The 22,166-nt window shown below is 72.5% G+C and carries 23 protein-coding genes and 1 pseudogene; 8 read left to right on the top strand and 16 right to left on the bottom strand.

Annotation, left to right across the window (positions count from 1 at the left end):
* Positions 1-15: 15 nt before the first annotated feature.
* From ABZ923_RS04590 to ABZ923_RS04580, 3 genes and pseudogenes are all read right to left on the bottom strand, one after another.
* Entirely contained in the window at positions 16-840 is an 825-nt protein-coding gene (locus ABZ923_RS04590) for a hypothetical protein (protein ID WP_361466719.1), read from the bottom strand.
* Complete coding sequence (locus ABZ923_RS04585) at positions 837-1,376, bottom strand: SigE family RNA polymerase sigma factor (protein ID WP_361466716.1); 540 nt, start codon at positions 1,374-1,376, stop codon at positions 837-839. The genes ABZ923_RS04590 and ABZ923_RS04585 overlap by 4 nt, the downstream gene beginning before the upstream one ends.
* Before the next feature lie 110 nt (positions 1,377-1,486).
* A pseudogene (locus ABZ923_RS04580) lies at positions 1,487-1,726 on the bottom strand (Nonspecific lipid-transfer protein); the annotation flags it as partial.
* Between the two features lie 133 nt (positions 1,727-1,859).
* Between ABZ923_RS04580 and ABZ923_RS04575 the strand changes: the two are divergent.
* From ABZ923_RS04575 to ABZ923_RS04555, 5 genes are all read left to right on the top strand, one after another.
* Positions 1,860-3,605: an MFS transporter gene (locus ABZ923_RS04575; RefSeq protein ID WP_361466713.1), complete on the top strand. Its 1,746-nt coding sequence runs from the start codon at positions 1,860-1,862 to the stop codon at positions 3,603-3,605.
* Between the two features lie 127 nt (positions 3,606-3,732).
* The gene (locus ABZ923_RS04570) at positions 3,733-4,383 is read left to right on the top strand and encodes a class I SAM-dependent methyltransferase (RefSeq protein WP_361466710.1); all 651 of its coding nucleotides are present in this window, start codon (positions 3,733-3,735) and stop codon (positions 4,381-4,383) included.
* Between the two features lie 22 nt (positions 4,384-4,405).
* Positions 4,406-5,362: an N-acetylmuramoyl-L-alanine amidase gene (locus tag ABZ923_RS04565; protein ID WP_361466708.1), complete on the top strand. Its 957-nt coding sequence runs from the start codon at positions 4,406-4,408 to the stop codon at positions 5,360-5,362.
* Positions 5,363-5,478: 116 nt separating this feature from the next.
* Positions 5,479-6,228, top strand: coding sequence for a hypothetical protein (locus tag ABZ923_RS04560; protein WP_361466705.1), 750 nt, complete (start codon positions 5,479-5,481; stop codon positions 6,226-6,228).
* A 104-nt stretch (positions 6,229-6,332) separates the two neighbouring features.
* Entirely contained in the window at positions 6,333-7,343 is a 1,011-nt protein-coding gene (locus ABZ923_RS04555; protein WP_361466702.1) for an LLM class F420-dependent oxidoreductase, read from the top strand.
* Here ABZ923_RS04555 and ABZ923_RS04550 read toward each other — a convergent pair.
* A complete protein-coding gene (locus tag ABZ923_RS04550; RefSeq protein WP_361466699.1) occupies positions 7,340-7,933 on the bottom strand; it encodes a hypothetical protein in 594 nt (197 codons plus the stop codon). The genes ABZ923_RS04555 and ABZ923_RS04550 overlap by 4 nt on opposite strands.
* A gap of 161 nt (positions 7,934-8,094) precedes the next feature.
* Here ABZ923_RS04550 and ABZ923_RS04545 point away from each other — a divergent pair, with 161 nt between their 5' ends.
* Complete coding sequence (locus tag ABZ923_RS04545; RefSeq protein ID WP_361466696.1) at positions 8,095-8,388, top strand: hypothetical protein; 294 nt, start codon at positions 8,095-8,097, stop codon at positions 8,386-8,388.
* A 4-nt stretch (positions 8,389-8,392) separates the two neighbouring features.
* On the opposite strand, the gene ABZ923_RS04540 is transcribed toward ABZ923_RS04545, so the two are convergent.
* The 3 genes from ABZ923_RS04540 to ABZ923_RS04530 are packed head-to-tail and all read right to left on the bottom strand — an operon-like array spanning position 8,393 to position 11,552.
* Positions 8,393-9,463, bottom strand: a complete 1,071-nt coding sequence (locus ABZ923_RS04540; RefSeq protein WP_361466693.1) for a prenyltransferase/squalene oxidase repeat-containing protein — start codon at positions 9,461-9,463, stop codon at positions 8,393-8,395.
* The gene (locus tag ABZ923_RS04535) at positions 9,460-10,212 is read right to left on the bottom strand and encodes a class I SAM-dependent methyltransferase (protein WP_361466690.1); all 753 of its coding nucleotides are present in this window, start codon (positions 10,210-10,212) and stop codon (positions 9,460-9,462) included. The genes ABZ923_RS04540 and ABZ923_RS04535 overlap by 4 nt, the downstream gene beginning before the upstream one ends.
* Entirely contained in the window at positions 10,206-11,552 is a 1,347-nt protein-coding gene (locus ABZ923_RS04530; RefSeq protein WP_361466929.1) for a glycosyltransferase family 4 protein, read from the bottom strand. Before ABZ923_RS04530 ends, ABZ923_RS04535 begins: the two co-directional genes overlap by 7 nt.
* A gap of 325 nt (positions 11,553-11,877) precedes the next feature.
* Between ABZ923_RS04530 and ABZ923_RS04525 the strand changes: the two genes are divergently transcribed.
* Positions 11,878-12,498, top strand: coding sequence for a TetR family transcriptional regulator (locus tag ABZ923_RS04525; RefSeq protein ID WP_358640844.1), 621 nt, complete (start codon positions 11,878-11,880; stop codon positions 12,496-12,498).
* Between the two features lie 31 nt (positions 12,499-12,529).
* Here the strand turns inward: ABZ923_RS04525 and ABZ923_RS04520 are convergent, their stop codons facing one another.
* The gene (locus ABZ923_RS04520) at positions 12,530-12,712 is read right to left on the bottom strand and encodes a hypothetical protein (protein WP_361466685.1); all 183 of its coding nucleotides are present in this window, start codon (positions 12,710-12,712) and stop codon (positions 12,530-12,532) included.
* A 164-nt stretch (positions 12,713-12,876) separates the two neighbouring features.
* Between ABZ923_RS04520 and ABZ923_RS04515 the strand changes: the two genes are divergently transcribed.
* A complete protein-coding gene (locus ABZ923_RS04515; protein WP_361466682.1) occupies positions 12,877-16,512 on the top strand; it encodes a helix-turn-helix domain-containing protein in 3,636 nt (1,211 codons plus the stop codon).
* Positions 16,513-16,778: 266 nt separating this feature from the next.
* On the opposite strand, the gene ABZ923_RS04510 is transcribed toward ABZ923_RS04515, so the two are convergent.
* The 8 genes from ABZ923_RS04510 to ABZ923_RS04475 form a co-directional block, all read right to left on the bottom strand.
* Entirely contained in the window at positions 16,779-17,012 is a 234-nt protein-coding gene (locus ABZ923_RS04510) for a ferredoxin (protein ID WP_361466679.1), read from the bottom strand.
* Between the two features lie 3 nt (positions 17,013-17,015).
* The gene (locus ABZ923_RS04505; protein ID WP_361466677.1) at positions 17,016-18,467 is read right to left on the bottom strand and encodes an aldehyde dehydrogenase; all 1,452 of its coding nucleotides are present in this window, start codon (positions 18,465-18,467) and stop codon (positions 17,016-17,018) included.
* A gap of 106 nt (positions 18,468-18,573) precedes the next feature.
* Positions 18,574-18,801 (bottom strand): hypothetical protein, encoded by a 228-nt coding sequence (locus ABZ923_RS04500; RefSeq protein ID WP_361466674.1) that lies wholly within the window; start codon positions 18,799-18,801, stop codon positions 18,574-18,576.
* A gap of 113 nt (positions 18,802-18,914) precedes the next feature.
* Entirely contained in the window at positions 18,915-20,162 is a 1,248-nt protein-coding gene (locus ABZ923_RS04495; RefSeq protein WP_361466671.1) for a site-specific integrase, read from the bottom strand.
* The gene (locus ABZ923_RS04490; protein ID WP_361466669.1) at positions 20,162-20,359 is read right to left on the bottom strand and encodes a helix-turn-helix domain-containing protein; all 198 of its coding nucleotides are present in this window, start codon (positions 20,357-20,359) and stop codon (positions 20,162-20,164) included. Before ABZ923_RS04490 ends, ABZ923_RS04495 begins: the two co-directional genes overlap by 1 nt.
* On the bottom strand, positions 20,356-21,735 hold the full coding sequence (repSA, locus tag ABZ923_RS04485; RefSeq protein ID WP_361466666.1) for a replication initiator protein RepSA: 1,380 nt from the start codon (positions 21,733-21,735) through the stop codon (positions 20,356-20,358). The genes ABZ923_RS04490 and repSA overlap by 4 nt, the downstream gene beginning before the upstream one ends.
* Positions 21,732-21,935, bottom strand: a complete 204-nt coding sequence (locus tag ABZ923_RS04480) for a hypothetical protein (protein ID WP_361466664.1) — start codon at positions 21,933-21,935, stop codon at positions 21,732-21,734. The genes repSA and ABZ923_RS04480 overlap by 4 nt, the downstream gene beginning before the upstream one ends.
* The gene (locus tag ABZ923_RS04475) at positions 21,935-22,117 is read right to left on the bottom strand and encodes a hypothetical protein (RefSeq protein ID WP_361466661.1); all 183 of its coding nucleotides are present in this window, start codon (positions 22,115-22,117) and stop codon (positions 21,935-21,937) included. The genes ABZ923_RS04480 and ABZ923_RS04475 overlap by 1 nt, the downstream gene beginning before the upstream one ends.
* Positions 22,118-22,166: the final 49 nt, after the last annotated feature.

Raw genomic sequence — 22,166 nt, 5'->3', positions numbered from 1 at the left:
CTCCCGCGCCCCGGGTCACTCCGTCACGTCCGCCTTCTCGTAGGCCGTCCCCTCCGGGGCGAGGCACACGAACCAGTTCCCTCCCGGGTAGCCCGCCACCGGGCGGATCAGCGAGGTGCCGTCGGTGGCGGCGGGCGCGGATCCCGCCGGCCGGGCCACGGTGGAGCGGCCGTCCTTCCAGTGGCAGGTGACCTCACGGGCGGTCTTCGCCACATGGCCGACCACCAGCCGTTCCGGGGCCGTGGGGCCGGGCTCCTCCAGGCTGACGGCCGCGGCCTGGAGGTCGGTGCCCGAGAGGCGGTCGACCCTCTTGTGCGTGTCGAACATGACCACCAGGGAAAGGCCGTCGCCGTAGGACCGCATCGAGAAGTACGACGTCTTCCCGACCAGATCGGCGGCCTTGTCCACCTCCGGCCCCAGGCCCCTGCGCTTCATGGCGTCGAACTGCCGGTCCGCCTCCCACGTGTCGCGCGGCGCGCCCCACACCTCGACCCAGACGCGCCACCGCTCGCCGTGCTCGGTCCCCCGCGCCAACTCCGTCCGCTGCGGCTCGTACACATGTCTCTCCTCGGCGGACGCCGGGCCGGACGCCGTCGGCGTCCCCCGGTCGGCGCGCTCCCCGGGCAGCGCGCCCAGGGCCAGCGTCGCGCCCGTCGAGCCCGCCAGTACCAGGGCCGTGGCCGCCGCCACCGCCCAGCGCCGCGCCTTGCGGCGCCGGCCACCGCGGATGACCGCCTGGACCGGGGCTATGCCGATCTCGACCTCGTCCGCCGCGTCCGCGAGCAGGAGCGCGATGTCCGTCTGCGTCATGTCGTGGTTCTCCCGGTCCGCGCTCGTCACTTCCGTCCTCCGTACGTCACCGTGTCGGCCAGTCCCGGTATGGCGCGGAGTTTCGCGATCCCCTTGGCCGCGTTGCTCTTCACCGTGCCGACCGAGCAGCCCATCGCCTCCGCCGCCTGGGTCTCCGTCAGGTCCTCCCAGTAGCGCAGGACGACCGCCTCCCGCTGCCGCGGGGGCAGTTGGGCGAGCGCCTCGAGCAGGGCGCTGCGGTCGTCGGCCTGGGCGATCCGGTCCCCCGTGTCGGCCACCTCGCGCACCAGGCCGGAGTCGTCCTTCGGAGCCAGGAACTCCCGGAGCCTCCGGCGGTGTCTGCGCGCATGCGCGTTGATCATCACCCGCCGTACGTACGCCTCCGGGTCGTCGGCGGCTCCGACCCGGCGCCAGGCCGCGTAGACCTGTTCGAGCGTCGACTGGACCAGGTCCTCGGCGGCGTGCTGCTCCCCCGTGAGGAGAAATGCCGTGCGCATCAACCGCGGCCAGCGGCCGACCACGAAGCTCTGGAACTCCTCGTTCCGAGTCTGCTTCCCGTCCCCCATGGGCACCTCCTAGATATTCAAAGGAGTCCATGGGCCGCCCGGACCGTTGCCCCGGTCCGCGGAACTCGAAGATTTTCTTCCAGCCGCCGTCCTCTACGCCTTCACCGCTGCTACACCTCCACCGCCCGCAGCACCGTCACCACCGCCGCACCGCCCAGCCCGATGTTGTGCGCGAGCCCGACCCGCGCCGCCGGCACCTGCCGTGCGCCCGCCTCGCCGCGCAGCTGCCCCACCAGCTCGGCCGTCTGCGCCAGACCGGTCGCGCCCAGCGGATGGCCTTTGGAGATCAGCCCGCCGGACGGGTTCACCACCCACCGCCCGCCGTACGTCGTCGCCCCCGACTCCACCAACGCACCAGGCCCTGACACTGGGTCAGAATCCCATGGAACGGTCAAGAATTCGTTAGAGGCCCGAAGCAACGGAATAGTTGCCTGTGCATACGAGGTTTACCCCGCACTTATGACACGCGGAAGGCCTCACCCCATGCCAGACACGACGACCGACCAGCCCACCCGGAGAGCGGGCGGCGCCGTTGTCCCCGTGCTCGCCTTCGCGGGCATCGTGGTCGCGGTGATGCAGACGCTGCTCGTGCCGGTCATCAAGGACCTGCCGCAGCTGCTGGACACCGCCCCCAGCAACGCCACCTGGGTGCTCACCTCGACCCTGCTGTCCGGCGCCGTCGCCACCCCGATCATGGGCCGGCTCGGCGACCTCTACGGCAAGCGCCGCATGCTGATCCTCAGCCTCGCCGTGATGGTGGCCGGCGCCCTGGTCAGCGCGGTCACCAGCCAGCTGCTCGTCATGATCGCGGGCCGTACCCTGCAGGGCTTCGCCATGGGCGCGATCCCGCTTGGCATCGGCCTGATGCGCGACATGCTCCCCCGCGAGAAGCTCGGCTCGGCCATGGCCCTGATGAGCTCCTCGATCGGCGTCGGCGGCGGCCTCGCGCTGCCCGCCGCGGCCCTGGTCGCCCAGCACACGGACTGGCACGCCCTGTTCTACGGCGCCGCCGGCCTCGGCGCGCTCGCCATCGCCCTCACCCTCCTCGCCGTACCGGAGTCCCCGATGCGCGCCGAGGGCTCCTTCGACCTGCTCGGCGCGCTGGGCCTGTCCGCCGGCCTGGTCCTGCTCCTGCTGCCCATCACCAAGGGCAGCGACTGGGGCTGGTCGTCGGGTACGACGCTCGGCCTGTTCGCCGGCGCCGTCGTGGTCCTGCTGCTGTGGGGCGTGTTCGAGCTGCGCGTCCAGGCTCCCCTGGTCGACCTGCGCACCACCGCCCGCCGCGAGGTGCTGCTCACCAACCTCGCCTCGATCATGGTCGGCGTCAGCTTCTACGTCGTCTCCCTCGTCCTGCCCCAGCTGCTCCAGCTGCCCACCGCCACCGGCTACGGCCTGGGCCGGTCCATGGTCGTCGCGGGCCTGTGCGTGGCCCCGCTGGGCCTGACGATGATGTTCACCGCACCGGTCTACGCCCGGCTGTCCGCCCGCTACGGCCCCAAGGTCACCCTGATCACCGGCCTGCTGATCATCGCGATCGGCTACGGCGGCGGCCTCGGCCTGATGGACGCGGCCTGGCAGACGGTCGTCACCTCCGTGGTGCTCGGCGCGGGCATCGGCCTGGCCTACTCCTCGCTGCCCGCGCTGATCGTCGGCGCGGTCCCGGCCTCGGAGACCGGCGCGGCCAACGGCCTGAACACCCTGATGCGGTCCATCGGCACGTCGGTGTCCAGCGCCGTCATCGGCATGGTGCTGGCCGACACCGCGAACGACGTGGGCGGTGTCGCGGTCCCGACGATGCACGGCTTCCGGGTCTCCTTCCTGATCGCCACGGCCGCCGTCGCGGTGGGCCTGCTGCTCGCGCTGTGCCTGCCGAAGGCCGCCCGGCCGGCCCGGCAGCACACGCAGCTGCGGGCGAGCAGCGAGGAGGAGGCCAACCTGGAGCGGGCCGAGGAGGTGCTGCGCGGGTTCCGGGGACGGGTCCTGGACGCCGGCGGCGCGCCCGTCGCCCGGGCCAAGGTCACCCTGATCGACCGCCGGGGGCGGCAGGCCGGTGCGGCCCTCTCCGAGGCGGACGGCAGCTATGTGCTGGCGGTGCCAGGTGAGGGGGCGTACGTGCTGGCCGCGCGGGCCTCCGGCCACGGGCCGCTGGCCTCCTCCGTGACGCATTCCGGTGCGGAGCGGGCTGTCGATCTGGATCTTTCGCTGCCGGGGGAGACGGTGAGCGCCTAGGGTCTTTCGTTTGGATCAGGCCTCGCGCGGTTCCCCGCGCCCCTTCCGTCCGCACCCCCTGTCACCCGGTCGGCGGGGGGTGCGGCAGCATGGGCGCTCTGATTGCCGTACGACCGAAAGGCGTCCCATGCCCGCCGCTCCCCAGCCCGAGATCCTGGCCGCGTTCGAGGCGGCGAAGGGGTTCATGCCCCTCGACGAGGGGCTCGCCCTGTACGACGCCGCCGTCACCGCCGGCCGGCTCGGGCTGCCGGTGCTGGAGGTGGGGACCTACTGCGGGCGGTCCACGATCCTGGTGGCCGACGCGGCCCGCGCGACCGGGGTCACCGCGCTGACCGTCGACCACCACCGGGGCAGCGAGGAACAGCAGCCCGGCTGGGACTACCACGACCCGGAGACGGTCGACCCCGAGATCGGCCTCATGGACACCCTCCCGGCCTTCCGGCGCACGCTGTTCAAGGCGGGCCTGGAGGAGCACGTGGTCGCCCTCGTCGGCCGTTCCCCGCAGGTCGCGTCGGTCTGGAACGCCCCGCTCGGGTTCGTGTTCATCGACGGCGGCCACACCGACGAGCACGCCACCGCCGACTACGAGGGCTGGGCCCCGCACGTCGCCGAGGGCGGGCTGCTGGTCATCCACGACGTCTTCCCCCATCCGGAGGACGAGTTCACCGGCCAGGCGCCGTACCGGATCTACCTGCGGGCCCTGGAATCCGGGGCGTTCACGGAGGTGTCGGCGACCGGCTCGCTGCGTGTCCTGCGGCGAACGGAGGCGGGGACCTGACGCCCCGGTTAGAGTCGCAGACGTGTCGTACACAGGCCCGGACTTCGATCCCCCACAGCAACGCCGGCCCCGGCGCGGCCCGCTGACCGTGGCGCTCGCCGCGCTGGTGCCCGGCGCGCTGCTCGGCTGGTTGGTGTACGAGGCGGTGGGCGGCGGCTCGGGCGGCGAGGACCGTACGGCCTCGCCGGCGCCCGTCCCGCGCAGCGCCACGGCGTCCTCCGCGACGCCGGCCGCCTCGCCGAGCGACGACGCCAAGGCGTCCGGCTCGCCCTCGCCCTCCGCCCGGCCGGGCGGCACCGGTCCGCTCAAGGGCAAGGTCGTCGTCATCGACCCGGGGCACAACCCGGGCAACTTCCGGCACACGGCGGAGATCAACCGCCAGGTGGACATCGGCACCAACCGCAAGGAGTGCGACACCACCGGGACGTCCACCAACGACGGTTACACCGAGGCGCGGTTCACGCTCGACGTGGCACACCGGCTGCGGACCCTGCTGGAGGGGCAGGGCGCCACGGTGAAGCTCACGCGCGACGGCGACAGCCCGGCCTGGGGTCCGTGCGTGGACGAGCGGGCCCGGATCGGCAACACCGCGCGCGCGGACGCGGCGATCTCGATCCACGCCGACGGCTCCGCCGAGGGCGACCGCGGCTTCCACGTCATCCTGCCGGGCTCCGTGCACGCCGGTGCCGCCGACACCCGTGCCATCGTCGGCCCGTCCCACGACCTCGGGGTGCGTATCGCGGGCAACTTCCTGCGCGAGACGGGCGAGCCGCCCTCCAACTACCTCGGCGACGGTACCGGTCTCGTCACGCGCACGGACCTGGGTGGTCTCAATCTGTCAACGGTTCCCAAGGTGTTCATCGAGTGCGGCAACATGCGCGATAGCAAGGACGCGGCACTGCTGACCAGCGGCGCCTGGCGGCAGCGGGCTGCGCAGGGGATCTCTGAGGGAATCGTGAGTTTCCTGCGCGAGTCGTGACCGGTGGGCGGAACCGGGCGGACAGCCGGATCTTGCGGACGGTAGTGTCTACCGACGACGAGACGACCTACGAAGGACCTGAAGTGAATATCCGCTCCCTCACTAGAGGCGACGGCGTGGTGATCGGAGCAGCGGTGGTGCTGTTCATCGCGTCGTTCCTCACCTTCCAGAGCTACTCCTTTTTCGGCGCCTCGGCCGACGGGAACGCGTGGGACAGCCTGGGCATGGGCCTGGGCATCTACATGGGCGCGGTGATCGGTGCCGTCCTCATCGTCGTCAACCGCTGTCTGCCGCAGCCCCGCAAGGTGCTCGGACTCGACCTCGCCCAGATCGGCACGGCGTTCCCGGTCCTGACGGCCTGGGTGCTGCTGTGGACGCTGATCGACACGCCTGACGGTGCGGACGTCGGTGCCGGTCTCGTCCTCGGTTTCATCGCCGCCCTGGTGCTCGCGGGTGCCGCCATCGCCACCCCGCTGGTCCCCGCCCTCCAGGCCGCCCTGGTCCCGGCCCCCAAGCCGGCCGCCCCGCAGCCCTACGGCGCCCAGCCGTCCGGTGGTTACGGCTACCCGGGCGCCCAGCCGCAGCAGCCGTACGGTGCGCAGCCGCAGCCGGGGCAGCCGTACGGGCAGCAGCCGCCGGCCGCCCCGGCGCCGCAGCCGGCCACGGCCGACTTCTCGCCGTTCTGGTTCGCCGTGCCGGTGACCCGCCCGCTGTTCGCGGAGGACGGTTCGCCGACGCCGATCGCCGAACTGGCGCCGGGCACCTGGTACCTGGCCGTCGAGCAGCGCGGTGCCGCGCTGGTCGCGCAGACCCAGGACGGCCGCCGTGGCGTGCTCCAGGACACCTCGGGCATCCAGCGCGGCTGATCCGGCCGCCGTACCGCACCGGCCCCTCGCCCTTCCGGGCGGGGGGCCGTTGTCGTACAGTCGCCTCCCGGCTGGTATCTGACGGATCGCCAGGAGGCAGGCGCATGCGGCTCGGTCTCGCACTCGGCTACTGGGGACGCGGTCCGGACGCCGGCCATGTGCCGCTCGCCCGGGAGGCGGAACGGCTCGGCTACGACTCGGTGTGGACGGCGGAGTCGTGGGGCTCGGACGCCTTCACCCCGCTGGCCTGGATCGCCGCGCAGACCTCGACGATCAGGCTGGGTACGGCCGTTGCGCAGATGGCCGCCCGCTCGCCGGCCGCCACCGCGATGCACGCGCTGACCCTGGACCACCTCTCCGGCGGACGGGTGCTGCTCGGGCTCGGCCTGTCCGGGCCGCAGGTGGTGGAGGGCTGGTACGGCCGCCCGTTCCCGGCCTCGCCGCTGACCGCGACCCGGGAGTACGTGGACGTCGTACGGCAGGTGCTGCGCCGGGAGGCGCCGGTGGCGGTGGACGGACGGTTCCACCCCCTCCCCTACCGGGGTCCGGACGGCACCGGGCTCGGCCGACCGCTCAAGCCGATCACCCATCCCCTGCGCCGCGACCTCCCCGTCCTCCTCGGCGCCGAGGGCCCGCGGAACGTCGCCCAGACGGCCCGCATCGCCGACGGCTGGCTGCCGCTGTACTGGGCGCCGAGCCGGCCCGAGGTGTACGGGGACGTGGTGCGGGAGTTGCCCGAGGGGTTCCTGGTGGCGCCGATGGCCCGGGTGAAGGTGTGCGACGACGTCGCCGAGGGGCTGCTGCCCGTGAAGGCCATGCTCGGCTTCTACATCGGCGGGATGGGGCACGCGGCCCGCAACTTCCACGCCGACCTGATGGCCCGCATGGGGTACGAGGCCGAGGCCCGGCGGATCCGGGAACTGTTCCTCGCGGGACGCCGGGAGGAGGCCGTGCTGGCCGTGCCGGACGCCTTCGCCGACGAGATCTCCCTGGTCGGCCCGCGCGAACGCATCGCCGAGCGGCTGGAGTCGTGGCGCGCGGGCCCGGTGACGGACCTGCTGGCCCTGTCACCGGACCCGCACAGCCTGCGGGTGCTGGCGGAGCTGAACTCCTAGCCCTTGGTCAGCTGGGAGGTGGAGGGCACCTGGTCCTTGACCGGGGCGTCGGCGCTCTTGCCCGCGTCCTTGACGTCGCCGATGACGCCCTCGAACAGGCTCGCCGCGTTCCCGTCGCCGTTGCGGAGCTTGGACGGCAGGTCCTTCAGCGACGCGATGGCGGCGGTGAGCGGCGCGAGCGCCTTGGACAGGGTCGGGTCGGCCTGGGCGTTCTTCTGGGCCGCCTTGAGCCGGTTGTAGGCGAAGGCACCGGCCAGGCCGGCCTTGATCAGGGTCGTCTTGCGGCCCTTGGCGCCCTTCTTGAACTTCCCGGCCTTCCAGGGCTTCACGATCCACTGGTAGGTCGCGCCGGCGGCGAGGCCCGCGTCCACCACGAAGCGGGTCTTGGCGAACTTGCGCTTCTCCGCGGACGTGGTCGGGCTGGGGGTGACGGCGGCGGGCTCGGCCCGCACCTCCCCGCTGTCCTGGGCACTGTTCTTCGTGCTGGTCCTGGTACTGCTCGCCTGCTCGCCGCCGCAGGCCGTGGCACCGGCCACCAGGGCACAGCACAGGGTGAGCGCCACGACGAGGCGCCGTATCGGTACGGGCACGAGGTCCTCCGGACGTGTCCTCCCCGAGCGGTCTGCTTCCTCCGGCAGCCTCACCCGAGCCCGTCGGATCCGCCACCCGGGGGATGCCGTCCGGGTGGCGTCCGGGTGGGGTCCGGGTCCTGTCGTGGTTTCACCGGCGTTCGCCCGGCAATCCGGAAGGTATGTCCCCTCGATATCGCAACGGTGCGAATCAGGCCGGGACGGTCATCGCGATCGTCGCCGACGTCATGGCGCTGATACTCGGCCTGTGGATCCTGATGTACCTGCTGGACGCCAACCGGGCCAACAGTCTGGTCCAGTTCGTCCACGACGCGGCCTCCTGGCTGGCCGGGTGGTCGCACGACCTGTTCACCTTCGACGAGGCATGGGCGCGGGTGGTCGCCGGATACGGTCTCGCGGCCGTGGTCTACCTGTTCGTGGGCCACGCCATCGCCAACCGGATGCACCGGCACTGACCGTTCAGCGGCAGCAGTCCGGGTCGAGGCCCGCCGGCAGGTGGTCGCCGCCGAACACCGCGCACGTGGCGTCGTGGCCGCCCAGTGCGGCCACGGCCAGCAGCAGGGAGCCCGCCGTCCAGGTGGTCAGCTCGCGGGGCCAGATCGCGTCGTCGTCGAAGACGTAGCCCGTCCAGTACAGGCCGCTCTCCGGGTCCCGCAGGTGCTGGATGGACTGGAGGATCTCCAGCGCGCGGTCGGACTCGCCCATCGCCCACAGGGCCAGGGCCAGTTCGGCGGACTCGCCGCCGGTCACCCACGGGTTGGGCACCACGCAGCGCACCCCGAGCCCGGGGACGACGAACCGGTCCCAGTCCGCCTCGATGCGGGCCTTGGCCTCCGCTCCGGTGAGCGCGCCGCCGAGGACCGGGTAGTACCAGTCCATCGAGTAGCGGTCCTTGTCCAGGAAGCGCTCGGGGTGGCGGCGGATCGCGTGCCGCAGCGCCCCGGCCGCCAACTCCCAGTCCGGCTGCGGCTCCTCGCGCTCCTCGGCGAGGGCGAGGGCGCAGCGCAGGGCGTGGTGGATCGAGGAGCTGCCGGTCAGCAGGGCGTCTGAGGTGGGCGTGCCGTCGTCCTCGCGGCGCCAGCCGATCTCCCCGCCCGCCTGCTGCAGGCGCAGCACCCACTCGACGGCCGCGTAGACGGTCGGCCACATCCGGTCCAGGAACGTGTCGTCGCCCGTGGACAGGTAGTGGTGCCAGACGCCGACGGCTATGTAGGCGACGAAGTTGGACTCGCGGGCGCGGTCGGTGACCTCGTCGTGGGCGCCGTCGGCGTAGGCGGCGTACCAGGAGCCGTCCTCGTTCTGGTGCCGGGCGAGCCAGTCGTAGGCCCGTTCGGCGGCCTCGTGCTCGCCGGCCGCGTCCAGGGCCATGGCGGCCTCGGTGTGGTCCCACGGGTCGAGGTGATGCCCGCGGAACCACGGGATCGCGCCGTCCTCCCGCTGCACGGCGAGGATGCCGCGGACGGTCGCGGCGGCCTGCTCGGCGGTGAGGACCCCGGGCAGGACGAGGTGTTCTGTCCGGGGGGTGGTCACTTGGCGGCCACCCCGTCGGTCTCGGCGAGCCGGGGCAGGTGCGGCTTGGTCGCGTAGACCACGAAGCTCTTGCCGATCAGCGGGTTCAGCGCCTGTTCGGCGAGCCGGGTGGCGAGCGGCTTCTTCATGATGTCCCAGACCAGCAGCTTGTGGTACGCCCGCACCGGCAGCGCCTTGTCGTTGTCGACGCCGAACGCGCACTTCAGCCACCAGTACGGCGAGTGCAGCGCGTGCGCGTGGTGGGTGCCGTACGGCCTCAGGCCCGCCTCGCGGACCTTCCCGACCAGCTCGTCCGCCTTGTAGATGCGGATGTGGCCGCCCTCGACCTCGTGGTAGGCGTCGGACAGCGTCCAGCAGACCTTCTCGGGGCCGTAGCGCGGCACGGTGATCGCGATGCGGCCGCCCGGCCGGAGCACGCGCACCATCTCGGCGAGCACGCCCTTGTCGTCGGGGATGTGCTCCATCACCTCGGAGATGATGACGACGTCGAAGGACTCGTCGGGGAAGGGCAGGGCCAGCGCGTCGCCCTCCATCGCGGTGGCGGTGGCGCCCTCCGGCGCCTCTCCGGCCTCCTTCATCGCCGCGAACCACTTGGCGACCTCGCGGATCTCCTCGCCGTTCTGGTCCAGTGCCACGACCTGGGCGCCGCGCCGGTAGCACTCGAAGGCGTGCCGGCCGGCTCCGCAGCCGAGGTCCAGGACACGGTCGCCGGGGGCGAGCGGGAACCGGGAGAAGTCGACGGTCAGCACGTGGCCCTGCTTTCGGAGGAGACGCCTGCAACACTTGCCGGGGCCGCGGAGCGGCCGGTGGTCGGGGCCGCGGGACGGCTGTGGCCGGCCGCGGGGCGGTGGGGGCCCGCGGAGCGGGCGATGGCCTCGCGGTAGTGGGCGACCGTGCCCTCGGCGGCGCGGGCCCAGGTGAAGTTGCGCAGCACCCGTTCGCGGCCCGCCCGGCCCAGCCGCACCCGCAGCTCCGCATCGCCGAGCAGCCGGACGAGCCCGGCGGCCAGCGCGCCCGCGTCGCCGGGCGGTACGGCCAGACAGGTCTCCCCGTCCGGGCCGGCGACCTCGGGGATCGCGCCGCCGGTGGTGGCGAGCAGCGGGGTGCCGGTGGCCATGGCCTCGGCGGCGGGCAGCGAGAAGCCCTCGTACAGGGAGGGCACGCAGGCCACCTGGGCGGAGCGGATCAGGTCGACCAGTTCGGCGTCGGAGATGCCCTTGACGAAGTCGACGGCGCCCGCGAGGCCGTACCGCTCGATCGCCTGCGCGACCGGGCCCTCCTGCGGGCGCTTGCCGACGACGACGAGGTGCGCGGCCGGGTGCTCGGTGCGCACCTTGGCGAGCGCCTCCACGAGGAACACCAGCCCCTTCAGCGGGACGTCCGCGCTGGAGGTGGTGACGATCCGGCCCGGCACCTCGGGGACGGCCGGATTCGGCGCGAACAGGTCGGTGTCGGCGCCGATGTGGACGACGTGGACGCGGTCGTCGCGGACGCCGAGGTGGTCCACGATCTCCTGGCGGGAGCTGCCGGAGACGGTGAGGACCGAGGGCAGCCGGCGGGCGACGCGCTTCTGCATGCGGGTGAAGGCGTACCAGCGGCGCACCGAGTAGCGGCGCTGCCAGGTGCCGGCGGCGTCCAGCTCCAGCTGCCGGTCCACGGTGATGGGGTGGTGGATCGTGGTGACCAGGGGGGCGCCGATGTCGCCCAACAGGCCGTAGCCGAGGGTCTGGTTGTCGTGGACGACGTCGAACTCGCCGCGCCGGGCGCGCAGGTGCCGGCGGGCGCGCAGCGAGAAGGTCAGCGGCTCGGGGAAGCCGCCGGTCCACATGGTGCCGACCTCCAGGGCGTCGATCCAGTCCCGGTACTCGTCCCGCTTGGGGGTGCGGAAGGGGTCGGGCTGGCGGTAGAGGTCGAGGCTGGGCAGCTCGGTGAGGGTGAGGCCGGGGTAGCCCTCGTCGAGGACGGGGTACGGCTGCGAGCCGATGACCTCGACGCGGTGGCCGAGCCGGGCCAGCTCGCGCGAGAGGTGCCGTACGTAGACACCCTGTCCCCCGCAGAACGGGTTCCCCTTGTAGGTGAGGAGCGCGATGCGGAGCGGTCGCTCTCCCCCACCCTCGGCTGCGCTCGGGCGGGAGGGGCCCCCACCGGCAACGGGTCCGTTTCCGGCACCCGCTTCCCGGGCCTCAGCGGTCACTCCGTGCCCCCTTCTGCCTGCACTGTCCCGCGAGACTACGACGGGACGCTAATCTAGAACAAGTTTCAGACTTGATCGTTCAAGAGGCTCTGAATCTACCGGCAGGTAGGGGCGCTGTGAGCAGTGGATCAGGTGATTCGCGCCACGGCGCGCGGCCCTGCCATCCTGTCTGATCACGAGCCCTACAGACACCCTCACCGACTGTCACGGAACGGGACCCATGCCTGCGGAAGCCAGCACCTCGCGCCCGGCCTCGTCACCCCTCACGGAGCGACAGGAGGCCCGCCGGCGCAGGATCCTGCACGCCAGCGCGCAGCTGGCCAGCCGGGGCGGGTTCGACGCGGTGCAGATGCGCGAGGTCGCCGAGTCCTCCCAGGTGGCCCTCGGCACGCTGTACCGCTACTTCCCGTCCAAGGTGCACCTGCTGGTCGCCACGATGCAGGACCAGCTGGAGCACATGCACGGCACCCTGCGCAAGAAGCCGCCCGCGGGCGACACGGCGGCCGAGCGCGTCGCCGAGACCCTGATGCGCGCGTTCCGGGCGCTGCAGCGCGAGCCGCACCTGGCGGACGCGATGGTGCGCGCGCTCACCTTCGCCGACCGCAGCGTCTCGCCGGAGGTCGACCAGGTCTCCCGCCAGACCACCGCGATCATCCTGGACGCGATGGGTCTGGCGGATCCGACCCCCGAGCAGCTCTCCGCGGTCCGGGTCATCGAGCACACCTGGCACTCGGCCCTCATCACCTGGCTGTCGGGCCGCGCCTCCATCGCCCAGGTGAAGATCGACATCGAGACGGTGTGCCGCCTGATCGACCTGACGGACCCGGCCGCGCGCAGCTGACCGGCCTCACGAAGCCGGTCCTCGCCTCCGGTCACCCCCGTCGCCAGCGCCGCAGCGCCCCCAGGAGCCGGTCGAGCACCCTGAGCGCCGCGGTACGCCGGGCCGGCCGGCGGGACCACACGGCGGGCAGGACGACCCCGGCGTAGACGGCGAGGAAGACGAGCGCGGCGAGCAGGACGGGCAGCTGAACGGCGACCGGCAGCTGAAAGATCATGGCGTTCCCTCCGGGACGAACGACCGACGGCGTGCACGACGACCTTCGCTCCCTGGCGCACCCACCCGGCCGTACTCCGAATCCCCCCGAACTCCGGGCGAAACCCGCAGGTCGGGCCGTACCCTTCGGAGACATCCGCCGAATCGCACCGAAGGGGTGGGGAGTTGGCAGCACCACCGGCGGGTCCCGTCGCGGACTTCTGCGCCGAACTGCGCCTTCTGGTGCGCAAGTGCCGTGTGTCGCAGGGCGAGATCGCCGAGGTGCTCGGGCTGCGCAGCACCAGTACGGTCTCGGAGCTGCTCAACGGTCGGCGGCGCAGGGTGCCGGACTGGGACGTCGTCCGGAGGATCGTGGGCCTGTGCGCCGAGCGGAACGGACCCCAGCCGCCGCCTCCCGGGATGAACCTCGACGCCGGGTACTGGAAGAGCAGGCACGCGGAGCTGGAGCGGACGGCGGAGACGGCGCCCGAGCGGGCCGAGCGGCTTCCCGCGCCGCCGGCGTCGGTGCCCACGCCGCGCGTCCACGCGACGGACTGCGTCGAGATGGGCGTCGGGGAGGCGGTGCGGCTGCTGGCCGGGGGCCGCGAGCAGCTGATGGCTGTGGTGGACACCCTGATGACCCCGCCACGAGGCCCCCACGAGGAGCCTCGTGCCCTGGCCCGCCTCCTGCGCCACCTCCCGGCCCGCGTACGGGCGGTCCGGGGGGTCGAACGCGCCGCACTCGTCCAGGCCGCGCGCGTGGTGCTGGTGGCCGCCGCGGTGGTGCGGTCCACGAACCTCGCCGACGCCTACCCGCTGATCCGGGACCTGGCGGACGGCACCCACGGGACCCACGCCTCCCCGCTCGCGCCCTTCAGGACCGGCGGCGACGCCGTCCAGGCGTCCCGCATCACCGCCGAGTACCAGCGCCTGGCGACCGTACTGGCCGCCGCCTGCCCCGAGTTCGCGCTGGTGGCGGGCGTGCCCTCGGCCGTCGGTGGCGGCCGGGCGGCCGGTCCCGCTCCCCTGGGGCTGGCCGGACTCGGTGACCTCCTGTCGGAATGCGCCGGCCGGCCGGCGGACCGCGCACCCGCCGGAGCGGTGCTCCGGGCCCCGATCGCGTCCATCGACGGCCCGGGCCCGCGGCTGCCCAGCCTCGCGGACGGCTACGTCACCCCGCGCTACCGGCTCGCGGAGCCGTCCCGGAGCGCACGGGCCGGGGTCGCCTCGGACAAGTGGTGGGACCGGCGGCCCCTGCACGACGACATCGAGCGGTTCCTCGCCGCCCACGTCCTCGGCCTGCCCGCGCTGCTGGCGCCGCTCGTCGTGCTCGGCCACCCGGGCGCCGGGAAGTCCCTGCTCACGAAGCTGCTGACGGCCCGGCTGCCGGCCGGCGAGTTCCGCCCCCTGCGGGTGGAGTTGCGGCACGCACCGGCCGAGGCGGACCTCCAGACCCAGCTGGAACACGCCCTGAAGCGCCACACGGGACGGGATGCGACCTGGCCGGACTGGTACGACCAGGAGCCCGACGGCCCCCTCCCCGTGGTCCTGCTCGACGGCTTCGACGAACTGCTCCAGGCGGGTGCCCACAAGCTCGGTCACGGGCATCAGTGGGGCTATCTGCAGGAGATCAAGGAGTTCCAGAGGCGGGAGGCGGGGCTCGGCCGCCCGCTGATCGTGATCGTGACGAGCCGCACGGTGGTCGCCGACCGCGCGGACATCCCGTACGCCAGCCAGGTGATCCGCCTGGAACCCTTCGACGAGCCGGAGATCGAACGGTGGCTCGCCGTCTGGAACGCCACCAACCGCGATCACTTCGCCCGGTGCGCGCAGCCGCCGCTGACCCTGGAGGTCGTCCTCCCGCACCGGGACCTGGCCGCGCAGCCACTGCTCCTGCTCATGCTGGCGCTGTACGACTCCACCGGCAACGCCCTGCGCCTGCCGGGGAACGAGGACATCAACCGCACACAGTTGTACGACCGGCTGTTGCGGGAGTTCGTCCGCCGCCAGGTCGACAAGGACGGCCCGCTGCCCCCGGCCGAGACGGCCGGCGCCGTCGACCGCGAACTGCACCGGCTGTCCGTGGTCGCCCTCTCGATGTTCCACCGGGGTGCCCAGGCGATCAGCGGCGAGGACGCCGACCGGGACCTGCGGGCACTCGGCGCCTCGGCACCCGGCGCGGCGGACGACGGTTCGGGACTGCTGTTCGGCCGCTTCTTCTTCGTGCACGAGGCGCAGGCCGTCGTCACGGAGGAGCGGCTGCGCAGCTACGAGTTCATGCACGCGACCTTCGGCGAGCACCTGGCCGCCCGGCTGATCGAGCAGGCGCTGCGCCGCCTCGTCACGGGCCCCCAGCCGCCGGACGACGGCGAGTTGTACGCACTGCTGTCCTTCGCCCCGCTCACCGACCGGGCGCAACTCGTGCAGAACCTGCGGGACATGCTCGCGGCCTGGCCGGCGGACCGCGCCCGTGCCGCCCTGGTGCCGGCCCTGGTCGGCCTGTTCCGCGCCGCCGGATGGGACTGCGGGGCCCGCAGGCCCGTCGCCTACGCGCCGGTGCGCTTGCGCAGGGCGTACCGGGACGCCGTGTACGAGGTGAACCTCCTGCTGATCGCCGTACTGGCGGCGGGTACGGTGCTCGGCTCGCAGCTCGTCGACACCGACGGGGACGGGGACTGCGACGGGGAGGGGGACGCGGCGGACGGGTGGCGGCGCCACGCGCTGCAGTGGCAGGGGCAGCTGTCCGTGGAGTCCTGGGCCGCGCTGACGTCGACGCTCCACGTCGAGCGCTGCCGGCGCCCCGATCCGGGCCAGCGGGGCGCACAGCGGCCGGATGTGGAGATCACCATGCAGCGGGCTCCGCTCACGGACCATGTGCTCAACGGGTCGCTCCGGACGTATCCGCCCCGCCGGACCAGACCGCTGTCCGCCGCGCTGGAGCGGTGGCCGGCCTCCACGCGGCACGTCACGGATCTGATCAGGCGGGTCTCGTTCGCCGGCGACCGCGACACCGAGAAGCTGGTGCACGTCGGCTTTCCCGTGCTGCTCCGGTTCCCGACCGCCCTCTCCCTCACCGCCGACTTCGCCGGCACCGGGCACCGGTCGGCGCTCCAGCCGCTGCTCGCCCTGCTGACCCGCGACGTCTACGAGCCCGAGGCGCTGCCCGACCTGTACACCGAATGCCTGCACCACTCGCTGGGGCCCGAGTCGGACGAACGCACCGCCTACCTCGAAGCCGTGCTCCGCCAGCTCGTCCACGACGCCCCCGACCTGGACGACGAGGCTCTCGAGTCCGTCCTCTCCCTGCTGCGGCACGTGCTGAGCGAGGGAGAGGTGCGCGTCACGGAACGCATGGAGCACGCGCTCCTGGACTGCGTGGCCCACGCCATGGACCGCGGAAGTGCCCGCCTGGCCGACACGTCGGCCCTGCTGCTCACGCTCCTCGCCCGGGACGCTCCGACGCCCCTGCGGTCCCTGCTGGAGATCACCCGCCTGAGCCGTTCCACCCGGACGTGGCGCTGGTCGGGCCGCCCGACCGGCACGGCCGCCGCCGACCGCCTCGACCGGCTGCTCGACAGCCTGGACCTGCCCGAGGCCGGCGCCACGCACCCCGCCGCCCTCATCGGTCTCCTGCGCCTCGCGGCGGAGCTGGGGCTGCACGACTGGCTGGCCGCCCGCACGGCACAGGTCCTCGCCGCGCTGCCGCCGGCGGCCTTCGGCCTCCTGCGCCCCTCCGACCTCCCCCACCTCCGCGCGGCCCTGCCGCCGGACGCCTACGCCGGACGGTTCGAGCAGGTGGAGCGCGCCTGGCGCGGCCCGTGACACACGGAAGGACCTACGAGACGGGTTCCCTTCGCCGGTATGGTCCGGATCAGGTGATGGGGGTCGCCGTACGGCCTGACTGCTGCCTTCCGGCCTCTCAGCCCTTCCGTCGCTGTCGGCACGGGCGGATGCTTCTGCGTCTCGCCCAAGTCGGCTACTCCGGTGGGGCTCCCTCACTCGCCTCGTAGGCTGGTACCAGCATAGAACGGGACACCGGTGACGGAACCGTTCAATTGCCACCATTTACCAACATGCGGGGCGGGTGCCTAGTCCTCCGGCGGGAACACCGCCTCCCCGTTGTCCCGCAGGGTGATCACGATCGCCTCCACCGGGCAGTTCTCGGCCGCTGCCAGGATCCGTTCGTTGGCGTCCGTGTCCGGGGCGGTCGGGCGGGACTGGCGGGCGGGGTCGAGGCGGAAGCCAGCCGGGGCGTGGTGGAGGCACTGGGCCGAGCCGATGCAGAGCGACCGGTCGACCTCCACGTGCCAGCGGTCGCCCATGGGCTACGCCCCCGCCGGGAGGTGGATCATCTTGTGCTCCAGGTACGCGCCGTACCCCTCCGGGCCGAACTCCCGCCCCAGGCCGGAGTTCTTGTAGCCGCCGAACGGGCCGAGCATGTCGAGGCTGAAGGTGTTGACCGAGTAGGTGCCGGTGCGGATCCGCCGGGCGATGTCGATGCCGTGCCCGAGGTCCGCCGTCCACACGCTTCCGGACAGGCCGTAGTCGGAGTCGTCGGCGATCTGCACGGCCTCGGCCTCGTCGCCGTACGGGATCAGGCAGATGACCGGGCCGAAGATCTCCTCGCGGGCGATGCGCATGGAGTTGTCGACGTCGCCGAAGAGGGTGGGCTCGACGTACCAGCCGCGCTCCAGGCCCTCCGGGCGGCCGCCGCCGGTGAGGATCTTGGCGCCCTCCTCCTGGCCGATGCGGATGTAGTCCAGGTTCCGCTGCTGCTGGCGCCGGGCGACCAGCGGGCCGACCTGGGTGGCCGGGTCGAGCGGGTCCCCCACGACGAGGGCGCGCGCCGCCTGCGCGAAGGCGTCGGCGAAGTCGACGTAGCGGGCGCGCGGGACGAGGATGCGGGTCTGGGCCACGCAGGCCTGCCCGTTGTTCATCCAGGCCGCCGGGACGATCCCGGAGACGGCCGCCGCCAGGTCCGCGTCCGGCAGCACCAGCGCCGCCGACTTGCCGCCCAGCTCCAGGGTGACCCGGGTGAGGTTGCGGGCGGCGACCTCCATCACGCGTTTGCCGGCCGCGACCGAGCCGGTGAAGGAGACCTTGTCGACGCCGGGGTGGCCGACCAGGTACTCACTGACCTCGCGGTCGGCGGGAACGATGGACAGCACGCCCTCGGGGAGCCCGGCCTCGCGGGCGATCTCGCCGAGGAGGTAGGCGTCCAGCGGGGACTCCGGGGACGGTTTGAGGACGACCGTGCAGCCGGCCAGCAGCGCGGGGGCCAGCTTGGCGGCGGCGACGAACTGGGGGACGTTCCAGGGCGCGACGGCGGCGACCACGCCCACCGGTTCCCGCCGGACCAGGATCGGGCCCAGCACGCCGTCCCTGCGTTCCTCGTGGGTGAAGTCCCGGGCGACCCGGATCGCCGCGTCCCACACCATCATCGCGCCGAGCGCCTGGGCGAGGACGCTCCACGAGTAAGGGGAGCCGTTCTCCGAGGAGATCACCCGGGCGATCTCCTCGTGCCGGGCGGCGATGCCGTCCTTGATGCGGGTGACGACCGCGATCCGCTCCTCCAGCGAGGCCCGGGGCCAGGACCCCTCGTCGAAGGCGCGGCGCGCGACGGCCACGGCCCGGTCGACGTCGGCCCGGGACGCGTGCGGCACCCGGCCGATGACCTCCTCGGTGTGCGGCGAGATCACCTCGATGACGTCCCGGCCCAGCGGGTCGGTCCACTCCCCGCCGATGAGCAGCTGTCCGTGTTCCACGAGCTCGGTCATGGCCGACTGCCTCCCGCCGCACCGCATCCGCCGTTTCTGACGCCGTTTCAGAACTGATACCAGTTCTACTTGCAGTAGTCCACGGACAGGGCGGGAAGCGAGCCGATCACCCGAACGGCGACAGGCCCTTGCTCTCCAGGTGTGCGAGCAACGCGTCCAGGCATGCGTCAGCCGTGGCCAGGTCGGTGCGAAAGAAGGAATCCTCGCCCAGAGGGCCGCCGCTGACGACGACCGTCCACGCCTTCCGGTGCTCGATCATGCGGTCGCCGTCGACCTTGAACACGGTCGTGACTCCACGCTCGGCCAGCCACGCCATCAGTTCAAGCATGTCCATGCGCACCCTCCTATTGAAACCAGTTCTAGTTAAAGTAGTCCACGAACAGGACGAGAATGCCCCTGACCAGCGGTTTCCCGGAGATCAGGGGCGAGGGCCGAACCCGTGGGCCGTCAGGGGGCCGTAGGAGCCTTGTGGGCCGTGCGGTACATCGCGTCGACAGCCTTCCGCGTACGCGTCTCGCTGCTCGGCATGAGATGGGTGTAGGTGCGGAGCGTGAACCCGGCGTCGGCATGGCCGAGGTAGGCGCTCAGGGCCTTGATGCTCTCCCCTGCGTCGAGGAGAACCGATGCGTAGAAGTGCCGCAGCGCGTGCATGCCGTCTTCGCGGGCCTCCTTGTACCGCTCGCCCGGCCCGGGCTTGGGGATCACCCCCGCAGCGGCGAGGGCGGGTTTCCAGACATGCGCGTTGAAGGCGCTGCGCCAGACCGCCCCGCCATCAGCGGCAGTGAAGTACAGGAGCTTGGTCACCGGCTCTCCGTCGGGGCGCATCCAGGGCAACGTGACTTCGGCCGGCGGGAAGGCCGTCATGTGCTCGGCGAGCGCGAAGGCGACCGAGTCCGGCAGCGGCACGTCGCGGAGCTTGCCGTTCTTCGGCGGAGCGAAGACCAGCTTCCGGTCCACGATCTTGACCTGCTGGGTGACATGCAGGACCCCGGACAGCGGATCCACCTCGTCAACGGGCAGCCCGAAGATCTCCCCTTGCCGAAGTCCGCAACCGGCTCCGACATCGACCATGGCCCGGAACCGCTCAGGCAGCCCCCGCCGCACGGCGAACACCCGGTCGGCAGACCACGGAGTAACACGTCCAGGGGAGAGCTTCGGGCGCCGGACCGAGCCCGCTCGGCAGGGATTACGCGCGAGGCGACCATCGTCAACAGCGGCGGAGAGCACCGCCGAGACGTTCCCGAAGATCACACGACGGGACGATCCGGCGCTTCCCGTGTCCTCCAGCTTGCGCATCCAGGCACGGATGTCGGACGGCTGGAGCGAGGAGAGCGGACGGTTTCCGAGGTACGGGAAGGCATGCAGGCGAAGACGGCGCTCCGTGTTCTCACGAGTCGTCGGGTCGGTCGTCTGCCCGGTCAGCCACTCAGCGGCGTACTGCTGAAAGGTGACCTTCCCGGCGTCAGGGTCGACGTACTGGCCACGCGACATGTCCGCCTCGATACGGGCGAGCCACTGGTCAGCGAGCCGCTTCTTGCCATCGGGGAAGCTCTTGGACTTCTCGGTCCCGTCAGGGCCGACGTAGCGGGCGCGGTATCGCATGCCGGTGCCGTAGCGGTCTGTCCTGACCTTGCGGGTCTTCCCGTCCGGGGCGGCCTCGGTCTTGTACCAGCGGTCTTGGATGTGCCCGGCCATTACGCGGCCCCTTCCATGAGGGAGCCGACCCAGGCGCGCACGTCGCTGGGGTCGTAGCGCAGGTGCCGGCCGACGCGGAAGCCGCGGGGGCCGGTGCGCTTGCGACGCCACTGGTACAGCGTCTCGACCGGAACGCCGAGCAGCTCGGCGACGTCGGCCGGAGTCAGGTACCGCTCGGGAAGCGTGGGGACGGTCATGCGGCGGCTCCTTCCAGGAGCAGGTCTTGCAGGGCTTCGCGGGCGGTTTCGCGGTTGAGTTGGAGGTCGCGGGCGATGGTGGCGGCGAGGACGGATTCGCCGGGGGTGTGGCCGTGGCCGGCGTATTGCCAGTCGGCCAGGACGAGGACGGTGTCCGGCTCCTGGTCGTCGAGGCCGAGGACGGCGTGTTCCTGCGCGGCGCGGTAGTCGGCACGGGCCTGGCGGAGAGCGCCGAGGGTGGTGGAGTAGCGGCGGGACTTGGAGGAGAAGTGGCCGCGGAAGCCGAGCATGTGCGCCCAGGCCCAGAGGCGCCGGTCCGGGTACAGCGGGTCGAGGAGCTTGCAGGCTTCGATCAGGCGGCGGGTGTGGTCGGGGACGCCGTGGCGGTCGAGTTCGGAGAGTTCGCCGATGCGGCGGTCGAGGGTGCCGGTGTTCTCGGCGGCTTTGGTGGCGTACTTGGCGACGTAGGAGGCGACGGCCTGCTCGGTGATGTCGGAGCCGTCCCCGAAGGCCTTGACTGGTCGGACGTCGAGCTGTCGGCCCCAGCGGAAGGTCCGGGCCGGTTGGTCGGCGACGGCCGGGACGGAGACCGAGGTGTAGGAGTGCGTGGCGGCGGCGCGGATCGCGTCGGTGAGGACGTCGATCGTTGCCCAGGTGGGCGGCGGGGTGTCCGGGCCTTCCGGTCCGTCGAGGCGGATCACGGCATGGAAGTGCAGGGCGCCGCGTTTCTGGAACTCGGCGACCTTGCCGTAGGACAGCCGGGCGCATTCCTTCAGCTCCCGCTGTGAGAGGCCGGCGCGGGCGGCGATCTCACGGCGGAGCCGGTTGGTGAAGCGCTGCCAGAGCTGTCCGGCGTGGTTGTTGAAGAGCACCGCGCCCGCGTAGTCGTACGTCTCCGGGTCGAGGGCCGTGCCGAGTGCGGGGTCGTCGGCGGCGTGGCGGGTGCCGCAGTGGCAGACGCCCCGATCAGGCCGGTTGTGGACGCGGCCGAACGAGGGGGCCGTGAGGGTGGCGAAGACGCGGGGATGGTCGCGGACGGTGGCGGGGATGTCGCGGCGGTCGTCCCCGGCGAGTCCGGCGCGGATGAGGTGGTAGGTGTCGCCCGCGTAGGTCCAGGCGCAGGAGGGGCAGCGGGAGGCGCGGCGGTTGCCGCAGGCGAGGCGGAGCCGTCCGCCGGGTTCGCCCTCGGTGGAGTAGTGGTGCAGGGTCTCGCCGGTGGTCTTGTCCTTGTGCAGGACCCAGCCGGTCAGGTGGATGGGGTCGGCGCAGCCGCCGGTGCGGCGGATCTGTTCCTGCCAGCGGTGGTAGTCAGAGGCCGAAGCCACCCTCAGCAGGTCGCCGAGGGTGGTCGGGTCGAGCAGGGCTTTCGGGGTCAACGGCGCCAACCTCGCTTCTGCGGGGTGTTGGCGTCCTCGCTCGCGGCGGTGTTGGAGGAGCGGCCGTGGCGGCCGGGCTTGGTGGCCCGGTCGGTGTCGTGCAGCTGGTGGGCTTTGGCGGTCTTCTTCAGGCGGTCGTAGTCGCCGTCCAGTTCGTCGGACAGGATGCGGTCGACTCCGAGGCTCCAGCGGCGGGGCATCAGACGTTCACCCCCTGCCGGCGGGCGGGGCGGGTGGTGCCGGTGCCCTGGCAGGCCGGGCAGTGGGCGGTGATGGTGCGCAGGTGGCCCCGGTGGTCGCGGCCGCCGAGGGTGACGGCGACGGAGGCGAAGCCGTCGCAGGCCGGGCAGATCCTCGGCGGGGGCGGGGTGTGGTGGGCCATGATGGTGGTTCCTTTCGATCGCGGTTGGAAGGAACGGCCCCGGGTGGCG

Source organism: Streptomyces sp. NPDC046881, from assembly GCF_040645015.1.
GTDB lineage: Bacteria > Actinomycetota > Actinomycetes > Streptomycetales > Streptomycetaceae > Streptomyces.
This window is presented reverse-complemented; position numbering and strand designations above follow the sequence as displayed.